At 60.5% G+C, this 19,898-nt stretch carries 17 protein-coding genes; 1 reads left to right on the forward strand and 16 read right to left on the reverse strand.

The features are described from left to right. Positions 1–112: 112 nt before the first annotated feature. The 14 genes from MMG91_RS10000 to hutC form a co-directional block, all read right to left on the reverse strand. Positions 113–1,033 (reverse strand): alpha/beta hydrolase, encoded by a 921-nt coding sequence (locus MMG91_RS10000; protein WP_305447853.1) that lies wholly within the window; start codon positions 1,031–1,033, stop codon positions 113–115. Positions 1,034–1,202: 169 nt separating this feature from the next. After that, positions 1,203–2,150 carry a choline ABC transporter substrate-binding protein gene (locus MMG91_RS10005; RefSeq protein WP_305447852.1) on the reverse strand — a complete coding sequence of 316 codons (948 nt, stop codon included), beginning with the start codon at positions 2,148–2,150 and terminating at the stop codon, positions 1,203–1,205. A gap of 244 nt (positions 2,151–2,394) precedes the next feature. Further along, positions 2,395–3,198, reverse strand: coding sequence for an N-formylglutamate deformylase (hutG, locus tag MMG91_RS10010; protein WP_305447851.1), 804 nt, complete (start codon positions 3,196–3,198; stop codon positions 2,395–2,397). A 10-nt stretch (positions 3,199–3,208) separates the two neighbouring features. Then, complete coding sequence (gene hutI / locus MMG91_RS10015; RefSeq protein WP_310659485.1) at positions 3,209–4,414, reverse strand: imidazolonepropionase; 1,206 nt, start codon at positions 4,412–4,414, stop codon at positions 3,209–3,211. Positions 4,415–4,431: 17 nt separating this feature from the next. Continuing rightward, positions 4,432–5,841: an amino acid permease gene (locus tag MMG91_RS10020; protein WP_305447849.1), complete on the reverse strand. Its 1,410-nt coding sequence runs from the start codon at positions 5,839–5,841 to the stop codon at positions 4,432–4,434. A 149-nt stretch (positions 5,842–5,990) separates the two neighbouring features. Then, on the reverse strand, positions 5,991–7,529 hold the full coding sequence (gene hutH, locus MMG91_RS10025; RefSeq protein ID WP_305447848.1) for a histidine ammonia-lyase: 1,539 nt from the start codon (positions 7,527–7,529) through the stop codon (positions 5,991–5,993). 111 nt (positions 7,530–7,640) lie between these two features. Then, entirely contained in the window at positions 7,641–9,164 is a 1,524-nt protein-coding gene (gene hutH / locus MMG91_RS10030; RefSeq protein WP_310659486.1) for a histidine ammonia-lyase, read from the reverse strand. Positions 9,165–9,299: 135 nt separating this feature from the next. Beyond that, a complete protein-coding gene (locus MMG91_RS10035) occupies positions 9,300–10,130 on the reverse strand; it encodes a glycine betaine/L-proline ABC transporter ATP-binding protein (protein ID WP_008005095.1) in 831 nt (276 codons plus the stop codon). Next, the gene (locus tag MMG91_RS10040) at positions 10,127–10,978 is read right to left on the reverse strand and encodes a proline/glycine betaine ABC transporter permease (RefSeq protein ID WP_123499998.1); all 852 of its coding nucleotides are present in this window, start codon (positions 10,976–10,978) and stop codon (positions 10,127–10,129) included. Before MMG91_RS10040 ends, MMG91_RS10035 begins: the two co-directional genes overlap by 4 nt. Before the next feature lie 70 nt (positions 10,979–11,048). Continuing rightward, positions 11,049–12,017 (reverse strand): ABC transporter substrate-binding protein, encoded by a 969-nt coding sequence (locus MMG91_RS10045; protein WP_310659487.1) that lies wholly within the window; start codon positions 12,015–12,017, stop codon positions 11,049–11,051. A 68-nt stretch (positions 12,018–12,085) separates the two neighbouring features. Then, positions 12,086–13,558, reverse strand: coding sequence for a cytosine permease (locus tag MMG91_RS10050; RefSeq protein ID WP_305504153.1), 1,473 nt, complete (start codon positions 13,556–13,558; stop codon positions 12,086–12,088). Positions 13,559–13,714: 156 nt separating this feature from the next. Next, complete coding sequence (gene hutU, locus MMG91_RS10055) at positions 13,715–15,403, reverse strand: urocanate hydratase (RefSeq protein ID WP_305447845.1); 1,689 nt, start codon at positions 15,401–15,403, stop codon at positions 13,715–13,717. A gap of 450 nt (positions 15,404–15,853) precedes the next feature. After that, positions 15,854–16,423: a HutD family protein gene (locus MMG91_RS10060; RefSeq protein ID WP_310659488.1), complete on the reverse strand. Its 570-nt coding sequence runs from the start codon at positions 16,421–16,423 to the stop codon at positions 15,854–15,856. A 10-nt stretch (positions 16,424–16,433) separates the two neighbouring features. Beyond that, the gene (gene hutC / locus MMG91_RS10065) at positions 16,434–17,102 is read right to left on the reverse strand and encodes a histidine utilization repressor (protein ID WP_244858324.1); all 669 of its coding nucleotides are present in this window, start codon (positions 17,100–17,102) and stop codon (positions 16,434–16,436) included. A 200-nt stretch (positions 17,103–17,302) separates the two neighbouring features. On the opposite strand from hutC, the gene MMG91_RS10070 reads away from it, so the two are divergent. Continuing rightward, on the forward strand, positions 17,303–18,667 hold the full coding sequence (locus MMG91_RS10070; RefSeq protein ID WP_310659489.1) for a formimidoylglutamate deiminase: 1,365 nt from the start codon (positions 17,303–17,305) through the stop codon (positions 18,665–18,667). A 120-nt stretch (positions 18,668–18,787) separates the two neighbouring features. On the opposite strand, the gene MMG91_RS10075 is transcribed toward MMG91_RS10070, so the two are convergent. Next, a complete protein-coding gene (locus tag MMG91_RS10075) occupies positions 18,788–19,357 on the reverse strand; it encodes a lipocalin family protein (protein WP_305424101.1) in 570 nt (189 codons plus the stop codon). A gap of 33 nt (positions 19,358–19,390) precedes the next feature. Next, on the reverse strand, positions 19,391–19,645 hold the full coding sequence (locus MMG91_RS10080; protein ID WP_007907841.1) for a hypothetical protein: 255 nt from the start codon (positions 19,643–19,645) through the stop codon (positions 19,391–19,393). Between the last annotated feature and the right edge of the window lie 253 nt (positions 19,646–19,898).

Consider the following 19,898-nt stretch of genomic DNA (forward strand, 5'->3'; position numbering starts at 1 on the left):
GCGCTCCGTAAGGGGTCGAGGTCATCCCTGGGGGGACTTCTATTATTCTGCCGTCCGGCATCATAAACCCGAATTACTTCAATGAGCATGCCCCTTGCAGCGTCAGCGTTTGTCAGCCCGTCGTCTCAGCCAGATAGCCGAGCAGGGTTTCATAGAGTCGGTCGACTTCGGCGACCTGCCCCCGCGCCCGCAAACAGCCGTGAACCAGCCCCTCCCCGTAATAAAGCGTTGCGCTCACGCCTGCGGCGTTGAGTCGCTCGGCGTAAAGCACGCCGTCATCGCGCAGCGGGTCGAACTGCGCCACAGCGATCAACGCCGGTGGCAGACCGCCGAAATCGTCGGCGAGCAAGGGCATCGCATAGGCACCCGGTTGTCGGGTTCCGCCTAAATACAACGCGTGATAACAATCCAGATCGCTGCTGCCAAGCAAGGGCGCATCGGCGCATTCGCTGCGCGACGGCAATCGGTGATCACCGCCCAGTCCCGGATAGATCAGAACTTGCGCGCATGGCATTGGCTTGCCGGCATCGCGCAAAGCGAGGCACAACGCAGCGGCGAGATTGCCGCCAGCGCTGTCGCCGGCCACCAGGGTCCGCGCCGGATCGAGCTGAAACGGTCCCGCGCGCAACGCGCGCCAGACACTCAGGCAGTCATCGAACGCCGCCGGGAACGGATGCTCCGGTGCCAGCCGATAATCGACGGCGATCACCAACACGCCGAGCACCGACGCCAGTTCGGCGCAGATGAAGGCGTGGGAGTCCAGCCCCCCCACCACCCAACCGCCGCCGTGCAGGTACACAATGCACGGCCAACCGTTGGTCGGCGGCGTGACCGACGGTTGCCAGGAGCGTACGGCCACGCCTGCCAATTGAAAGTCGACCACCTCAAGCCCCGCCGGATGTGGCGGGGTGAACGCCCGGCACATCTCGCTGTAGGCCTGACGCAAACCGGTGAGGCTGCTATCGGTGCTGTTGAAGCTGAGGGTTTTCTCGACGAAAGCCGCCATCTGTTCGGAGAGTGGATAAAAAGCCATGCAGCCAACCAATTAGAGGAAGTCAAAAAATCTGAACGACGCAAATCCTGTGGGAGCGTGGCTTGCCCGCGAAGAATGCGCTGCGGTTTTTCAGGTATTACGCGTCATCGTTCTTCGCGGGCAAGCCACGCTCTGCATCCCCCTCACCAGAGCGGTCTCGCTCGACCAGTCAGTTTTTCAAACTGGCCTGAACGGTTGCCACACCCTCCTTGCCATCAAAACTGCTCACACCCGCCAGCCAGCGCTGTAGATCTTCGGGATGATCACGCAGCCATTGTCTGGCGACCTCCTGTGGCGTCTTGCGCTCCATGATCGGCACCATCAACTGGCTTTCCTGAGCTGCGGTAAAGGTCAGGTTTTCCAGCAGGCGGTTCACGTTCGGGCAGCGTTCGGCATAGTCTGGCGCGGTCACGGTGGAAACGGTCGCCGCGCCTTCGTTCGGTCCGTAGACGTCTTCGCTGCCGGTCAGGTAGGCGATGTTCATGTTGATGTTCATCGGATGCGGGGTCCAGCCGACGAACACCACGAACTCCTTGCGATTGACCGCCCGCTGCACGGCGGCAAGCATCCCGGCCTCACCGGACTCGATCAGTTTGAAGTCCTTCAAGCCAAAGTGATTGGTCTCAATCATGGTTTTGATCGTGGTGTTGGCACCGCTGCCCGGCTCGATGCCGTAGATTTTGCCGCCGAGCTGATCCTTGAATCTGGCGATGTCGGCGAAAGTTTTCAGGCCGGCGGCAGCCACGTAGTCAGGCACGGCGAGCGTCGCCTGGGCGTCGGCCAGGCTCGGCTTGCCCATGACTTTCACCTGATTGGCGGCCACGAACGGCGCGATGTTCTTGTCCATCGCCGGTTCCCAGTAACCGAGGAAGATATCCAGGCGTTTGTCGCGTATGCCGGCGAAGATGATTTGCTGCACGGCGCTGGTTTGCTTGCTTTCGTAGCCGAGGCCGTTGAGTAATACGTCAGCCATGCCGCTGGTGGCGATCACGTCGGTCCAGTTGACCACGCCCATGCGCACGGTCTTGCAGGAAGCGGGGTCATTGGCGAAAGCGCTGGTGCTCAGAAGAGCAGTGCCGGTGAGGATTAACAGACAGCGGTTGAACAGTCGTTTCATCGGGAAGGCTCGCTCGGCAGCAGATTATTATGGGTCCGGTGTCTTCATGCACCGTGCCCCGAACATTACGCAGCGCCGAGACGGCAAAAGCGCCCTGTGGCGACCGTGTTTTGCACGGTGGCGACAGCTTTGCCGCAAGGATCATTCCCACGCTCTGCGTGGGAATGCAGCAAGGGACGCTCTGCGTCCCAAAAGCGGACGCGGAGCGTCCGAGGAGGCATTCCCACGCGGAGCGTGGGAACGATCACGCTGCGTGGTGTTGCTGCCCCCACGCCAACAGCCCTTGCAGCAATTCCCTGAGCACCACTTGCGTCGGCGCCGCCAGGTCCGGGCGATAGCGGAATGGCTCGAACTCTTCCATATACGTGCACTGGCCCAACTCCAGTTGCACGGCATGGATGTTCTCGGCCGGGTTGCCGTAATGCCGGGTGATGTGCCCGCCCTTGAAGCGACCGTTCAGCACATGGCTGTAATCACCATGCCGTGCGCAGATGGCTTCCAGTTGGCTGGCCAACTGTGGATCGCAACTGGCGCCATTGAAGGTGCCGAGGTTGAAGTCCGGTAGTTTGCCATCGAACAGGTGCGGGATGATCGAACGGATCGAGTGCGCATCGAATAGCAGCGCGTAGCCAAATTCGGCCTTCAGTCGCGCCAATTCCTCCTGCAAGGTGCGGTGGTACGGCGTCCAGATGTGCTCCAGATAAGTTGCCCGCTCTGCGGCCGATGGCTCCAGCCCTTCGCGGAACAACGGAATACCGTCGAACAGCGTCGCCGGATACAAACCGGTGGTGGCGCCGACATACAAAGGCTTGTCGTCGGACGGCCGGTTCAGGTCGATGACAAACCGCGAGTACTCAGCTGCCAGGGTGCTGGCGCCCAGCTCGGCGGCGAATTCGTAAAGCCTGGGAATGTGCCAGTCGGTGTCCGGCAGGCTTTTCGCGTCGGGAATCAATCCCGCTTCCACCGCAGGGGTCAAGCGCAGGCCGGCGTGGGGCATGCTGATCAGCAGCGGCACACGGCCTTGTTTGAAGTTCAGAACCTTATCCACAACTGCTCTCCTAAACGCTCGTTTCGACGCCGTGACGCACGACGCGTTTTTCCAGATCGCCGCCCAGCCAGTACGACAGGTCGGCCGGTCGATCAATCTGCCAGGCGACGAAGTCGGCGACTTTGCCGGCTTCCAGCGAACCGTGAGTCTCGCCCATGCCCAGCGCGGTGGCGGCATGAATCGTTGCACCCGCCAAGGCCTCTTCCGGTGTCATGCGAAAGCAGGTGCAGGCCATGTTCAGCATCAAGCGCAACGACAGCGCCGGCGAAGTGCCCGGGTTGAGGTCGCTGGCGATGGCGATTTTTACGCCGTGTTTGCGCAGGGCTTCCATCGGCGGCAATTGGGTTTCCCGCAGGAAGTAGAACGCGCCGGGCAGCAATACCGCGACGGTGCCCGACTTGGCCATGGCAATGGCGTCGTCTTCGGTCATGAATTCCAGATGATCGGCGGACAGTGCGTGGTAACGCGCCGCCAGGCTCGAACCGTGCAGCGACGACAATTGCTCGGCATGCAGTTTCACCGGCAAGCCGAGGTTCTGCGCCGCGACGAAAACCCGTTCGACCTGTTCCGGCGAAAACGCCAGGTATTCGCAGAAAGCGTCCACCGCATCCACCAACCCTTCGGCCGCCAGGGCCGGGAGCATTTCACTGCAAATGTGATCGATGTAAGCGTCGGCGCGGTCCGCGTATTCCGGCGGCAGAGCGTGGGCGGCCAGGCAAGTGCTGCGCACGCTGACCGGTAGCTCGGCGCCGAGACGGCGGATCACCCGCAGGATTTTGCGTTCGCTGGCCAGGTCCAGGCCGTAACCGGACTTCATCTCGACCGTGGTCACGCCGTCGCGCATCAAGCTCTTCAGACGCTTGGCGGCGCTGACGAACAGCTCGTCTTCGCTGGCAGCGCGGGTGGCGCGCACGGTGCTGGCAATGCCGCCGCCGGCCGCGGCAATTTCCGCATAGCTGACACCTTGCAGGCGTTGCTCGAACTCGCCGCTGCGGTTGCCGCCGAACACCGTGTGGGTGTGGCAGTCGATCAGGCCCGGGGTGACCCAGGCCCCGTTAAGGTCATTGACGTCCGGGTATTCGCCCGACGGCAGTTCGCTACGCGGCCCCAGCCACTCAATGTGCGCACCTGACGTCACGATAGCCGCGTCCTCGATGATCGAGTAGACGCCTTGCGCCATGGTTGCGACGTGGCAGTGTTGCCAGAGAGTTTTCATCCTTGGCCTCCGTTAGGTTATCGATGAGAAAAAAAAGGTTCCTGCTCCACCGGTACCGTCTTTCCTGCCGCCGGTTTCACCCACGTCAGGTACGCCAGCACCAGCAGCACGATCCAGACCACACCAACGATCAGAGCCGCCTGGGTATCCGGGAAATAGCCCAGCACGCCGAAGATGAACAGCATGAAGGCGATCGCCGCCATCGGCGCATAGGGCCAGAACGGCACCGGGAATTTCAGTTGGGCGACCTGCTCGGCACTCATGGAACGACGCATGGCCACTTGGGTGAACAGAATCATCAGCCAGACCCACACCGTGGCAAAGGTCGCGACGGAGGCGATCAGCAGAAAGACGTTTTCCGGAATCAGGTAGTTCAGCAACACGCCCAGCAGCAGCGCACTGCTCATCACCACCACTGTCAGCCACGGCACGCCATTGCGCGACAAGCGGGCAAAGCCTTTGGGTGCATGCCCTTGCTGAGCCAGGCCATACATCATGCGACCCGCGCCGAAGATGTCACTGTTGATGGCCGACACCGCCGCCGAGATCACCACGATATTGAGGATGGTCGCCGCCGAACTGATACCCAGGTTGTCGAAAATCTGCACGAACGGGCTGCCTTGGCTGCCGATCTGCTGCCACGGAAAGATCGACATCAGCACCAGCATCGTCAGCACGTAGAACAGCAAAATGCGCAACGGTACGGCATTGATCGCCCGGGGCAGCACACGCTGCGGGTCTTTGGCTTCACCGGCGGTAACGCCGATGATTTCAATACCGCCAAAGGCAAACATCACCACCGCAAACGAGGCGATCAGGCCACCGACGCCATTGGGCATGAAGCCGCCCTGGGTCCAGAGGTTGCTGATATCGGTCGCCTGGGCACCGGGCGCATTGCTGATGCCGAACAGCATGATGCCGAAACCGCCGAGGATCATCGCGACGATGGCCGCGACCTTGAGCAGCGACAACCAGAACTCCATTTCGCCGAAGACTTTGACGTTGCACAGGTTCAAGCCGCCGACCACCGAAACGATGCCCAGCACCCAGATCCAGCGGGAGACTTCCGGAAACCAGAAACCCATGTAAATGCCGAAGGCGGTCACGTCGGCCATACCGACGATGACCATTTCAAACGCGTAGGTCCAACCGAGGATGAAGCCCGCCATCGGCCCAAGATAGGTGCTGGCGTATTGGCCGAAAGAGCCGGCCACCGGGTTGTGCACTGCCATCTCGCCGAGGGCGCGCATGACCATGAACACCGCCGCGCCACCGATCAGGTAAGCAAGCAATACCGCAGGCCCGGCCATTTGGATGGCCGAGGCAGAACCGTAAAACAGCCCGGTGCCGATCGCCGACCCCAGCGCCATGAAGCGAATATGTCGGGCAGAGAGCCCGCGTTTCAAACCTTTTGCTGGCTGTTGCATTTCTCGTCCTTAATTATTTTTATTGGCGACTGATCGTTCCCACGCTCCGCGTGGGAATGCAGCCCGTGACGCTCCGCGTCACTGGACGCAGAGCGTCCCTAGAGGCATTCCCACGCGGAGCGTGGGAACGATCATCAGAGAAGGAGCCATTACAGGCTAGGCAGCAACTTCGCCGTAACCAGCTCATTCAGGCAACGCGTGGCCAACAACTTACTGGCCGCATTGATGTCCGGCGCGAAGAACCGGTCCTTCTCATAAAACGGCACTTCAGCCCGCAAAATCGCCCGGACCTTTTCGAGTTTGGCCGAGGTTTTCAGACCTTCACGCAGGTCGAGGCCCTGAGCCGCCGCCAGCCACTCCACTGCCAGAACCCCACGCGTGTTTTCCGCCATTTCCCACAGACGCTTGCCCGCCGCTGGCGCCATGGACACATGGTCTTCCTGGTTGGCCGACGTCGGCAGACTGTCCACCGAATGCGGATGGGACAGCGCCTTGTTCTCGCTGGCCAATGCCGCCGCGGTCACCTGGGCGATCATGAAGCCGGAGTTCACACCGCCATTGGCCACCAGGAACGGCGGCAGTTGCGACATGTGCTTGTCCATCATCAGCGAGATGCGGCGTTCGCTCAGGGAGCCGATTTCGGCGATGGCCAAAGCCATGTTGTCAGCGGCCATGGCCACCGGTTCGGCGTGGAAGTTACCGCCAGAGATCACGTCGCCTTCAGCGGCGAACACCAACGGGTTGTCCGATACGGCGTTGGCTTCGACGGCAAGCACCTCGGCGGCCTGACGGAACTGGGTCAGGCAGGCGCCCATGACTTGCGGCTGGCAGCGCAGGGAGTACGGGTCCTGAACCTTTTCGCAGTTCTGGTGCGAGTCGGACACTTCGCTGCGCTCGCCCAGCAGATCGCGGTACGCGGCAGCGGCGTCGATCTGGCCTTTCTGGCCGCGAGCGGCATGAATGCGTGCATCGAACGGCGAGCGTGAGCCCAGCACGGCTTCAACAGTCATACCACCAATGGCCAGGGCGCCAGCAAACAGGTCTTCGCCTTCAAACAAACCGCGCAATGCATAAGCGGTAGAAACCTGAGTGCCGTTGAGCAACGCCAGACCTTCTTTGGCAGCCAGGGTCAACGGGGTCAGACCGGCGACTTTCAGCGCTTCGGTTGCTTCCATCCACTCGCCTTTGTAGCGAGCCTTACCTTCGCCCAGCAGCACCAGGGACATATGGGCCAAAGGCGCCAAGTCACCGGATGCACCCACCGAACCTTTCAATGGAATGTGTGGGTAAACCTCGGCGTTGATCAGGGCGATCAGCGCGTCGATCACTACGCGACGAATGCCGGAGAAGCCACGGCTCAGGCTGTTGACCTTGAGCACCATGACCAAGCGAACCAGTGCGTCGCTGATCGGCTCGCCGACACCGGCGGCGTGGGACAGCACCAGCGAACGCTGCAGGTTTTCCAGGTCTTCGCTGGCGATACGGGTCGAAGCCAGCAAGCCGAACCCCGTGTTGATGCCGTAAGCAGTGCGGTTCTCGGCGAGGATCTGTTCCACGCAGGCAACGCTGGCTTCGATTTGCGCCGAAGCGCTTTCATCAAGGGTGATTTTGACCGGTTGCTGATAGACATCACGCAGTTGGGCAAGGCTCAGTTGGCCGGGAATCAAGTTAAGCGCAGTCACATTCATTCTCCTTTTGAGAGTTTCTTATTAACTCACCAGACGCTCCGGAGATGTCCGTTGTCCGTCGCTTCCCGCCTTTTGGGGGGGCTGCGCCTTGGCACGCTGGTGTGGTGGAAATCAGTTCAGGTTCGGTAAAGCCTTGTGCAGCAAAATCGGGTCTTTCAAAACAGCAGCGGCGCTGGCGATGTCCGGCGCCAGCCAACGGTCCTGGTCATAGGCCGGAACCCGCTCGCGCAGCAGGCGCCATGCGGCGTCGGTGCCGGCGCCAAAGCGTTGTTCTTTTAAAAATTCGAAAGCCTGGGCCGCCAGCAGGTATTCGATGGCGAGGATCTGCGTGCAGTTTTCCAACGCGCGATGCAGCTTCAGCGCGGCGTTGGTGCCCAGGCTCAGGTGGTCTTCCTGCAAGCCCGAGGTGACGTAGTTGTCGAGCACCGCCGGTTGCGCCAACTGACGGTTTTCCGCACACAGGGAAGCGGCGACGTACTGGACGATCATCATCCCGGAATTCACCCCAGGATTGGCCACCAGGAATGCCGGCAAACCGCTGACGTGCGGGTTGATCAAGCGGTCCAGACGACGCTCGGCGATGGAACCGATTTCCGCCATGGCGATGGCCAGCAAGTCCGCCGCCAATGCCACTGACTGACCGTGCGGGTTAGCCTGGGACACCACCCGGAAATTGTCCGGTGTGCCCAGCAACATCGGGTTGTCGGTGACGGAATTGAGTTCGGTTTCAATCTGCTTTTTCGCGTGCTCAAGCTGATCGCGAGCGGCGCCGTGGACTTGCGGGATCGAGCGGATGCTCAATGCATCTTGAGTGCGAATGCCTTTGCTGCTGGCAATCACTTCGCTGCCATCGAGCAAGGCGCGAAGGTTGATGCCGACTTGCTGCATGCCCGGGTGAGGTTTGAGTGCGATGATCTCGGCGTCGAACGCGGCAATCTGGCCGCGCTGGGCTTCGAAGCTCATGGCACCGATCACGTCGGCCCACTGCACCAAGCGTGTCGCATCGGCAATTGCCAGACAGCTGAGACCGGTCATGCACGGCGTGCCGTTGACCAGGCACAAACCATCTTTGGCGCCGAGCTGAACCGGTTGCAGACCTTCCTCGCTCAAGGCTTGCTGCGCGGAAACGATCTGCCCGCGATAGCTGACATTGCCGACACCCAGCAGAGTGATTCCGATGTGAGCCATGTGGGTCAGGTAGCCCACCGAACCCTGGGACGGCACTTGCGGGGTGATGCCGCGGTTGAGCAGCGCCAGCAGCGCTTCGACCACCTGGCGGTGAATGCCGGATTTGCCGTGGCTGTAATTGCGGATCGCTGCACACATGATCGCGCGGGTCTGCTCATCGCTCAGCGGAGCGCCGACGCCACAGGCGTGACTGAGCAAGGTGTTGCGCGACAACTGGCTGAGTTGTTCGCCTTTAAGCGAGACGTTGCACAAGGCGCCCAGGCCGGTATTGACGCCATAGGCACGCTCGCCGCAGGCGACGATGCGCTGGACGATTGCCTGGGCATTCTCGATCCGCTCCCAGACCTGCGGTGACAGCTCAAGCTGTGCGCCATGGCGGGCAACGGCGACCACATCCTGCCAACGCAACGGGGCGTCGGCGATAACGATTTTTTCAGCCTGGGACATCATTAACCTCTTGAACTTGATCGTTCCCACGCTCTGCGTGGTAACGCCGCCTGGGACGCTCCGCGTCCCGTTGTCATGGGTGACGCGGAGCGTCACGGGATGCATTCCCACGCAGAGCGTGGGAACGATCGACTGTTAAACCACCGCTGCCCGACGTTGAACGAACCGGTCAACATACTCATCCGCCGGCGAATGCAGGATCTCTCGTGGCGTGCCGACCTGAATCAGCCGGCCATCCTTGAGGATCGCGATGCGGTTGCCGATGCGCACGGCCTCGTCGAGGTCGTGGGTGATGAAGACGATGGTCTTGTGCAGGGTCTTTTGCAGTTCCAGCAACTGGTCCTGCATTTCGGCGCGGATCAGCGGGTCGAGGGCGCTGAACGCTTCGTCCATCAGGATGATGTCAGTGTCCGCCGCCAAGGCGCGAGCCAGGCCCACACGCTGGCGCATACCGCCGGAAAGCTGATGCGGGTATTTGTTTTCGTAGCCCTTGAGGCCCACGGTGTTGATCCAGTGCAGCGCGCGTTCGGCGCACATCTGCTTGCTCTCGCCACGCACTTTCAGGCCGTAGGCGACGTTATCCAGCACGGTCTTGTGCGGCAGCAGGCCGAAGCTCTGGAACACCATGCTGATCTTGTGCCGGCGAAATTCGCGCAGGGCTTCCATGTCGTATTGCAGGATGTCCACGCCGTCCACCAGGATCGCGCCGCTGGTAGGGTCGATCAGGCGATTGAAGTGGCGCACCAGGGTCGACTTGCCGGAACCCGACAGGCCCATGATCACGAAGATCTCGCCGGTGCCGATGCTTAGCGACAGGTCATTCACGCCAACCACGCAACCAGTTTCGGCCAGCACCTGGTCTTTGGTCTTGCCCTGGCCAATCATGCCCAGCGCATCCTTGGAACGGTTGCCGAAAATCTTGAAGACGTTTTTGACTTCGATCTTGCTGATGGCTTCGTTGCTCATTTGCTCACCTCATGCCGTGGCCGACCATACGCCTGAGTAATGCGGTCGATGACCACTGCCAGAATCACGATCGCCAGACCAGCCTCAAGACCACGCCCGACGTTGAGGGTCTGAATCCCCACCAACACGTCTTCGCCCAGGCCACGGGCACCGATCATCGAGGCGATCACCACCATCGACAGGGCCATCATGGTGGTCTGGTTGATCCCGGCCATGATGCTCGGCAGGGCCAGCGGCAGTTGCACGCCAAACAGTTGTTGCCAGCGGTTGGCACCGAAGGCGTTGATCGCTTCCATCACTTCACCGTCGACCTGACGAATACCCAGATCGGTGAGGCGGATCAGCGGCGGCGCGGCGTAGATCACCGTGGCGAAAATCGCCGGGACCTTGCCCAGGCCGAACAGCATCAGCACCGGGATCAGGTACACGAAGCTCGGCATGGTCTGCATGATGTCCAGCAGCGGCATCAGTACCGAACGCAGGCGATTGCTGCGCGCCGAGAGAATGCCCAACGGAATGCCGATCAGCACCGAGATGACCGTCGCCACCATCATCAGCGCCAGGGTCTGCATCAGCTTGTCCCAGAGGCCGACCGCCCCCACCAGGAACAGCAGACCGACGATGACCGACGTGGTCACGATTTTGCGGGTCGCGTGCCAGGCAACGCCCGCCACGATCGCCAGCATCAGCCACCAGGGCGCCGCGCGCAGCAGCCCTTCGAGATTGACGATGGCCCACAGCAGGGTGTCGGAGATGCTGCGGAACACATCGCCGTAGTTGGTGACCAGCGAATCGACCCAACTGTTGACCCAGTCGGCGATGGAAAAGGTAAAGCTTTCGGGAAACATAAAAGACTCTCAATCAAGGGGTTGCGATCAAGCATCCGACGGCCGTTGCCGACAGTCGGAGAGACTCAACCTACAAGGCCGCGTCGATCTTTTTGGCTGCGTCTTCGCTCACCCACGCGTGCCAGACTTCAGGATGTTCCTTCAAGAAGATCTTGGCCAGTTTTGGCGATTCGATCCGCTCTTTGGCCATGCGCCCGAGGTTCTGGTTAAGCAGGTCGATTGGCAGGTTGACCTTCTCCAGCACGGCCACCAGTTCCGGGGCTTGCTCGTGGAAGGTCTTGGACAGGCCGACCTTGATGGTCACTTCCTTGTTCACGCCTGGTTTCTCTTCGAGTTTGACCAGGTCGACCTGGCCCATCAGCGGGGTTGGCGACCAGTAGTAGAACAGGATCGGCTCGCCACGCTTGTAGCTCGACAGCACTGCCGCATCCAGTGCCGGCCCGGTGCCCGGACGGAAGTTGGTGTAGGTGCTTTCCAGGCCGTAGCTTTTGAGCATTTCGCTGTTGTCCAGCTCACAGGTCCAGCCGGCCGGGCAGTTATAGAATCGCCCCTTGGAAGGCTCTTCCTGGTCCTTGAACACTGCAGCGTATTTACCCAGATCGGCGATCGCTTTCAGGTCCGGGGCTTTGGGCTCCAGCTTGCGCTTGGCGTCACCTTCGATCACGTAACGCGGCACGTACCAGCCTTCGACAGCACCCACGACAGGTGCGCCGACACCGACAACCTTGCCGGCCTTCTCGGCCTTGTTCCAGACTTCACTGCGGCCGACCCATTCTTCGGCGAACACTTGAATGTCGTTGCTGCTCAGGGCGTTTTCCATGGTGATGGAGTTGCCCGGCAGGCTGTCGGTCTTGCAGTCGTAGCCCTTCTCCAACACGATTTGCATCACGTCGGTCAGCAGCATGGCGCTTTCCCAGTTCAGGCCGGCAAACTTCACCGGTTTGCCCGATTCGCACCAGCCAGCCGCCTGAGTGGCGCCGGCGCTGGCCAGCAGGCCCATGGAAAGCAATGTGGTCAGCAGGGTCTTGTTCGATTTCATTGTTTGACGCTCCTAATCATGAGTTGGCTTACGGCAGTCAAGAGGCATCCAGCCCTGTCCACGTCCAATCAGGCCTGCGCCGCAGCGCGACCGGCCCCGCTTGTTATAGGTGCTGCATCGTTGTCCTGCTCGAGCGGCAGGATCAGTTGACCGGGTACTGCGCTGTGCCATTTTTTCGCGCACACGTAATACAGGCCTGCGGGAAGCACCAGACCGATGATCCAGGAAATATCCACGCCACCCAGAGCGTCCACCAGCGGACCGGTATAAAACTTGGTGGCGATGAAGGGCAACTGCACCAGTACACCGAAGACATAGACGCTGATACCGAGAGGGTTCCAACGGCCGTAGCGACCGTTCGGATCGGCCAGCGCCGGCACGTCATAGCGCTCGCGAGTGATGCAGTAGTAGTCCACCAGGTTGATCGCGCTCCATGGCGTGAAGAACGCCAGCAGAAACAGGATGAAGGACTTGAACGCACCGAGGAACGAGTGCTGACCGAGCAACGCGATGAGGGTCGCCGTACCGACGATGACCAGCACGAAGGCCAGACGCTGCAAGCGCGTGACCTTCAGCTCACCACGGAAACCGCTGATGATGGTCGCAATGCACATGAAGCTACCGTAGGAGTTCAGCGTGGAGATGGTCACCTTGCCGAACGCAATGCTGAAGTACAGCAGCGCCGCGGTGGCACCGGTTCCGCCCAGACCGACGATGTAAGCGACTTCGTGACCGGCAAATTGACCGTTGGCCGAGGCGGCGGCAAACACACCGAGGACCATCGCCACCTGCGCACCAATGACCGAACCCGCGCCAGCGGCGAAAAAGGTTTTCACTGAAGAAATCTTGCTCGGCAGGTAGCGTGAATAGTCAGCCACGTAAGGCCCGAACGCGATCTGCCAGGACGCCGCGAGCGACACCGCGAGCAGGAAGCTGCTCCAGCTGAAGTGGCGGATTTGCAGGAGCGCGCCCACGTCAGTCTGGCTCATCAGACGGCTGAACAGGTAAACAAAGGCAATCACACCGATGACGCTGGCGACACGGCCAATGAAATGGATCACCCGATAACCGAGCACCGTGACCAGCACGATGACACTGGCGAAGATCAGGATGCCGACGCTGTCGCTGACGCCAAACAACTGGCCCAGCGCCTGGCCGGAAAGCACGGTTCCCGTTGCGGTGAATCCGAGGTACATCAGGCACACCAGCACGATCGGGATGGCCGCGCCATAAACGCCGAACTGCACGCGGCTGGAGATCATCTGCGGCAGGCCAAGCTTGGGGCCTTGTGCGGCATGCAGCGCCATCACGCCACCGCCGAGCAGTTGCCCGATCAGCAAACCGATCAACGACCAGAACACATCGCCGCCCAGCACCACGGCCAGGGCCCCGGTGACAATCGCGGTGATTTGCAGGTTGGCACCCATCCACAGGGTGAACTGGCTCAACAGACGACCGTGTCTCTCCGCTTCCGGGATGTAGTCGATCGAACGTTTCTCGATCAACGGTTTACTGCCTGCACGATCGTCATTAACAGCCATTGTTCAACCTCTGTGGATTGTTTGTCGGTGTTGGTGATCCCTGTAGGAGCGAGCGGTGCGGCGATCCGACTTGCCCGCGAAGGCGTCTTTTCTGACACACCGCGGTTCGCGGGCAAGTCTCGCTCCTACAGGTTTTGCATCAGGCCAAGGCCCGATTTATTTGCCGGTAATCATCGGCAGGTTCAAGCCCTGCTCCTTGGCGCAGTCGATGGCGATCTGGTAACCGGCATCGGCGTGACGCATGACACCGGTAGCCGGGTCGTTGTGCAGCACGCGAGCGATGCGCTCGGCCGCTTCGTCAGTACCGTCGCAGACAATCACCATGCCCGAGTGCTGGGAGAAGCCCATGCCGACGCCGCCGCCGTGGTGCAGGGAAACCCAGGTCGCGCCGCTCGCGGTGTTGAGCAGAGCGTTGAGCAGTGGCCAGTCGGACACGGCGTCGGAGCCGTCCTGCATCGACTCGGTTTCGCGGTTAGGGCTGGCAACAGAGCCGGAGTCCAGGTGGTCGCGACCGATCACGATTGGCGCGGACAATTCACCGCTGCGAACCATTTCGTTGAACGCCAGACCCAGCTTGGCGCGCAGGCCCAGGCCTACCCAGCAGATGCGTGCCGGCAGACCCTGGAAGCTGATGCGCTCGCGCGCCATGTCCAGCCAGTTGTGCAGGTGGGCGTCGTCCGGGATCAGTTCTTTTACTTTGGCGTCAGTCTTGTAGATGTCCTGCGGGTCGCCCGACAGCGCGGCCCAACGGAACGGGCCAATGCCACGGCAGAACAGCGGACGGATATAAGCCGGTACGAAACCCGGGAAGTCGAACGCGTTCTCGACGCCTTCTTCTTGGGCCATCTGACGGATGTTGTTGCCATAGTCGAAGGTCGGAATACCCATTTTCTGGAAGTCGAGCATCGCTTTAACGTGCACGGCCATGGACTGCTTGGCGGCTTTGACCACGGCAGCAGGCTCGGTCTTGGCGCGAGCGCGGTACTCTTCCCAGGTCCAGCCGGCTGGCAGGTAACCGTTGAGTGGGTCGTGGGCGCTGGTCTGGTCGGTAACCATGTCTGGGCGCACGCCGCGCTTGACCAGTTCTGGCAGGATTTCAGCCGCGTTACCCAGCAGGGCGATGGAAATCGCTTTGCCTTCTTTGGTGTATTTGGCGATGCGGGCCAGCGCGTCGTCGAGGTCGGTGGCTTGCTCATCGACATAACGGCTGTTCAGGCGGAAATCGATGCTGACCTGCTGGCATTCGATGTTCAGCGAGCAAGCGCCGGCCAGGGTGGCGGCCAATGGTTGAGCGCCGCCCATGCCGCCGAGGCCTGCGGTCAGGACCCAACGACCTTTCAGGTCATCGTTATAGTGTTGGCGACCGGCTTCCACGAAAGTTTCGTAGGTGCCCTGGACGATGCCTTGGCTACCGATGTAGATCCAGCTGCCGGCGGTCATCTGGCCGTACATGGCCAGGCCTTTGGCGTCCAGTTCGTTGAAGTGTTCCCAGCTCGCCCAGTGTGGCACCAGGTTGGAGTTGGCGATCAGCACGCGCGGGGCGTTGGTGTGGGTCTTGAACACGCCGACCGGCTTGCCGGATTGCACCAGCAGGGTCTCGTCGTCGTTCAGGTTGGTCAGGCTTTCGACGATCTTGTCGTAGCATTCCCAGTTGCGTGCCGCACGACCGATACCACCGTAAACCACCAGTTCTTTAGGGTTCTCGGCGACTTCCGGGTCGAGGTTGTTCATCAGCATGCGCAGCGGCGCTTCAGTCAGCCAGCTCTTGGCGGTCAGCTTGTTACCGCGTGCGGCACGGATTTCGACATTGCGGTATTTAGTAGGTTTCTGGGTATTGTCAGTCACGAAAAAGACTCCTCAGCGATCAATCCAAACCAACCCTGGCAGTGGGCGAGCCAGCCTGTGCGCGTCAAAGCGACACAAGCGAATCAGTGGACGTTGCGAGGAGTCTCGATCGACTCATACGCATACGTCTTTACTTGTACATACAAGCATATGCAATCAAGCGGCCAACTTGCTGGATGAGCGTTCAAGAAAAGTTTTGAAAGGGCTGGAAAGCCTGTAGATCAAGGGTTCTGAGGAAGATGAAATTTTTCGGGGAGATTTTGTGCGAGGACGATGGCTGTTACTTGAGCGTGGTTTTGCGCCACACTGGGGCGTTCGGTAACAAAGTGGTGCGCAATGGGAAACGGGTTTTGAGCCCTGAAAAGCATCGCGGGCAAGCCCGCTCCCACAAGTACGATGATGTCCCTGTGGGAGCGGGCTTGCCCGCGATAGAGGCGACTCGGTGCTGGCTCAGCGTGCGATCAGCTCGATCACACAGCACTGACCCTTGATAGAGATATCCAGCAGGCCAACGTTACCGTCTAGCTGCAGACAATCATGGCGCCCTAGCTGAGAGGCGTTGTTACCCACCGTCACTTCAAGCTGTTCAACCACGCTGAACACCAGCACGGTGCCGGCCGAGCTGAAAAACCGCTGCTCGCCCTCCAGCCACTGCAACCGCGCGCGGTAACGGTCCGGCGCATAAATCAGGTTGAAATCGCGAATCGGCCCGCCGAGCAATGTGCAGGACACGTGACTCTCGCCACTAAACGCAAATGGGTCCAGCGGTAACAACGGCCGCGTGTCCTGGCCGTCGACGCGCAAGCTCATGCCCTCGCCTTGCAGCACGGTGATCACCCGCTCATAGCCGGCAAAGGTTGAAAACCCGCCCGACTCGCCGATGTCGGCAATCGACAGGCGCCAGCCAAAACCATCAAGGCCCACCCCGGTATCACGGGTGATTTCTTCGGTGCTGCCGCCGCCGTTTTTCCACGGCATGCGCGGGTAATCTGTTGCGCGTAAAACTTTCAACTGGCTCATTCAGGGCTCTTTATTTATGGAACCGTCCTTCCAGACGATGACGGGAACCGGGGTGGATCAAACGGGCGGCGGTCACGGGCTGACGGCCGGACCAGGTGCGGCGGCGAATCAGCAGGCAAGGCTCGCCCTTTTCAATCTGCAGCAACTTGCATTCGGACGGCTCGGCGAGAATCGCTTCGACCACGTGCTCGCCTTCGGTCAATGGCGCAACCTGATTCAGATAGGCGTAAGGCGTTTGCAGGGTGAAGTCTTGCTTGAGGTAGTCCGGCGCCACCAGCGCGTTGACGAAACGGTCTTCGATTTGCACCGGAATATCGTTTTCGAAATGCACGATCAGCGAGTGGAACACTTTCTGGCCCTCGCGCATGTCCAGGGCAAGAGCCCGCTCGGAACCGGCGGCCTCTTCTTCAAGGGTGATCACCTTGCAGGTGTGGCGATGACCACGGGAGGCGATCTCGTCGGCGATGTTGTGTACTTCAAACAAGGCAGACTGACTTTTCGGCTCGGCAACGAACGTTCCGACGCCTTGCATGCGCACCAGCAGGCCGTCGGCGGTCATCTCGCGCAGCGCGCGGTTGATGGTCATGCGGCTGAAACCCAGCTGGCTGACCAACTCGCTTTCCGACGGAACGCGGTAGTGCGGCGGCCAGTTTCCACTGTCGATTTGCTGGGTGATCATCTGTTTTACGCGGGCGTACAAGGGCGCCGGACTGTCGCCCAGATTGGCGCTCAGATTGGCATTCGGCGGCAATGTGGCAGAGGGAGTCGGCACGGTTAATCCTTGATCATCTGTTAGAGGTTGCTAGCTTGCCGGAGTTTACCGAGCAGGCAAACGTCTGTATATGTATATACAAATAACACACGATGGGGTGCTGAACCATGTCCGCCTTCTTTGCCGAACGCGCGCTGCTGCCTAGTGGATGGGCCAACAATGTACGTCTTGAGGTCAGCGCCGATGGCGTATTGACCCATATCCAGGCCGATTCTCACGCAGATGACGCCGAACGGCTGAGCGGTCCGCTACTGCCGGGAATGCCGAATTTGCACTCCCACGCCTTCCAGCGGGCCATGGCCGGGTTGGCGGAAGTGGCGGGCAATCCGAACGACAGTTTCTGGACCTGGCGCGATCTGATGTACCGGCTCGTCGGAAAAATCAGCCCGGACCACCTCGGCGTCATCGCCCGTCAGCTGTACATCGAAATGCTCAAGGCCGGTTACACCTCGGTCGCGGAATTTCATTACGTACACCACGACACAAGCGGCCAACCGTACGCAGACCCGGCCGAACTGGCGCTGCGCATCAGCCAGGCCGCCAGCTCCGCGGGTATCGGCTTGACCCTGCTGCCAGTGCTCTATAGCCACTCCGGTTTCGGCGGCCAGGCCCCGAACGAAGGTCAGCGCCGCTTTATCAACAGCACCGAAAACTACCTCAAGCTTCAATCGCGCTTGCAGCCGATCCTGGCGCAGCAACCGGCCCAGGCCCTGGGTTTGTGTTTCCACTCGTTGCGTGCGGTCACCCCGCAGCAGATCAGCGAAGTGCTGGCGGCCAGCGACAAGCAGTGCCCGGTACACATTCACATTGCCGAGCAGCAGAAGGAAGTCGATGACTGCCTGAGCTGGAGCGGTCGCCGTCCGCTGCAATGGCTGTACGAAAACACCGAAGTCGATCAGCGCTGGTGCCTGGTCCACGCGACCCACGCCAACCCGGAAGAAGTCACGCTCATGGCCAAGAGCCGCGCCATCGCCGGCCTGTGTCTGACCACCGAAGCCAACCTCGGCGACGGAATTTTCCCGGCGGTGGATTTCCTGGCGCAGGGCGGGCGCATGGGCATCGGTTCCGACAGCCATGTGTCGTTAAGCGTGGTGGAAGAGTTGCGCTGGCTGGAATACGGCCAGCGTCTGCGCGATCAGCGGCGTAATCGCTTGTATGGCGCAGATCAGCCGATGGTCGGCCGCACACTGTATGACGCGGCGCTGGATGGTGGCGCCCAGGCATTGGGGCAGCCAATTGGCGCCCTGGAAGTCGGCAAGCGTGCCGACTGGCTGGTGCTGGACGGCAACGATCCGTACCTGGCGACGGCCAGTGGCGACGGGATTCTCAATCGTTGGCTGTTTGCCGGTGGTGATCGCCAGGTGCGGGATGTGCTGGTCAGCGGCCAGTGGGTTGTGCGTGATGGGCGGCATGCCGGGGAAGAAGAGAGTAATCGGGCGTTTACCCAGGCTTTGCGCGATCTCTTGGGCTGACACAAAAAAATGTGGGAGCGAGCCTGCTCGCGATAGGGCCGTCCAATTCAACAGAAGTGTTGACTGACATTCCGCTATCGCGAGCAGGCTCGCTCCCACCTTTTTGATCTTCGGCGACCGCTAGTTCGAAGTCTTGGCCATCTTGCTATCCGATGCGCGCCAGATCAGCCGTGTCGTGTCATAGCCCTGCTGACGCGCCTTGCTCAGCAGTTCTTCACGCACTACACCATTGACTGTCGGGGTGCGTGACAGCAGCCAGAGGTGACGGCGGCTCGGGTCGCCGACAATCGCGGTCTTGTAATCATCGCTGACGTACAACACCCAGTACTCTCCCTTCGCCAAACCGGGTATCAGTCGCGAGAACCAGGTATCGAACTCGACCCACAGCTTGTCGGCCTTGCCGGGCACCTGTGGATAAGCCGTGCCTTTGGCCTCTTCCCATTGCCAGTCCGACGTCAGGCAGCGGTTCAGCACCGCCATGTCACCTTCAGGCTTGAGGCTGTAATGGGCTTCGGATTGCGCGCAGTTGCGCTGGAAATACACCGGCAGACGCGCCAGTTCGTACCAGGTTCCCTGGTAGCGCTTGAGGTTGACCGAGTTGACGGTCTTGGGTGCCAACGGATCTACGCCAGAAGTGGCGCAGCCGGCCAATACCAGGCCGGCAAAAAGAACGATCAGTAACCGCTTCATTATTTTTTTCTCCCGCGGGCGAATAGCCCCGGTTTACTTCAGGCCTTGGCCAGAAAACATCAGCACTTTGTCACCGGCGTACTGCACGCTGATAAAGCTGTTTTTGTCGCCCCAGGTGCAACTGGACATGCCGAGCGCGCCCGAGCAATCGGTCGGTTTGCCCAGCAAGGTTTCAACCTCGGCCTTGGGCATGCCGGTCGACAGCTTCGAGTAATTTTCCTGATTGATCTTGCCGCACGCTGCCAACAACACGCAGAACGAGAGCAAGGCGATAGATCGCAGCGACATGGTGTAACTCCTGGGGCGAAGGGAATGGCATGGCTGCCAAGCTGAAGCTTAGAAGAGAAAACACCTGTCTGGTTCCCTGAGCATTCGGCTATTTATTCGGCCACCCGTCAGACTTTTACGATAGATCAGCCACTTTTTCGCGCCGCTGAGTATTTCGTCGGTTTTCGCAGCAGCCGCCTAATCTTTGGCGCCGGCCAGTCGACATAAAAGCAGTGCAAAGCCTTCCACTGTGGCGAATTGACGCTCCTTGTTG

The sequence above is a fragment of the Pseudomonas sp. JL3 genome (genome assembly GCF_031570575.1).
Lineage (GTDB): Bacteria > Pseudomonadota > Gammaproteobacteria > Pseudomonadales > Pseudomonadaceae > Aquipseudomonas > Aquipseudomonas cucumis.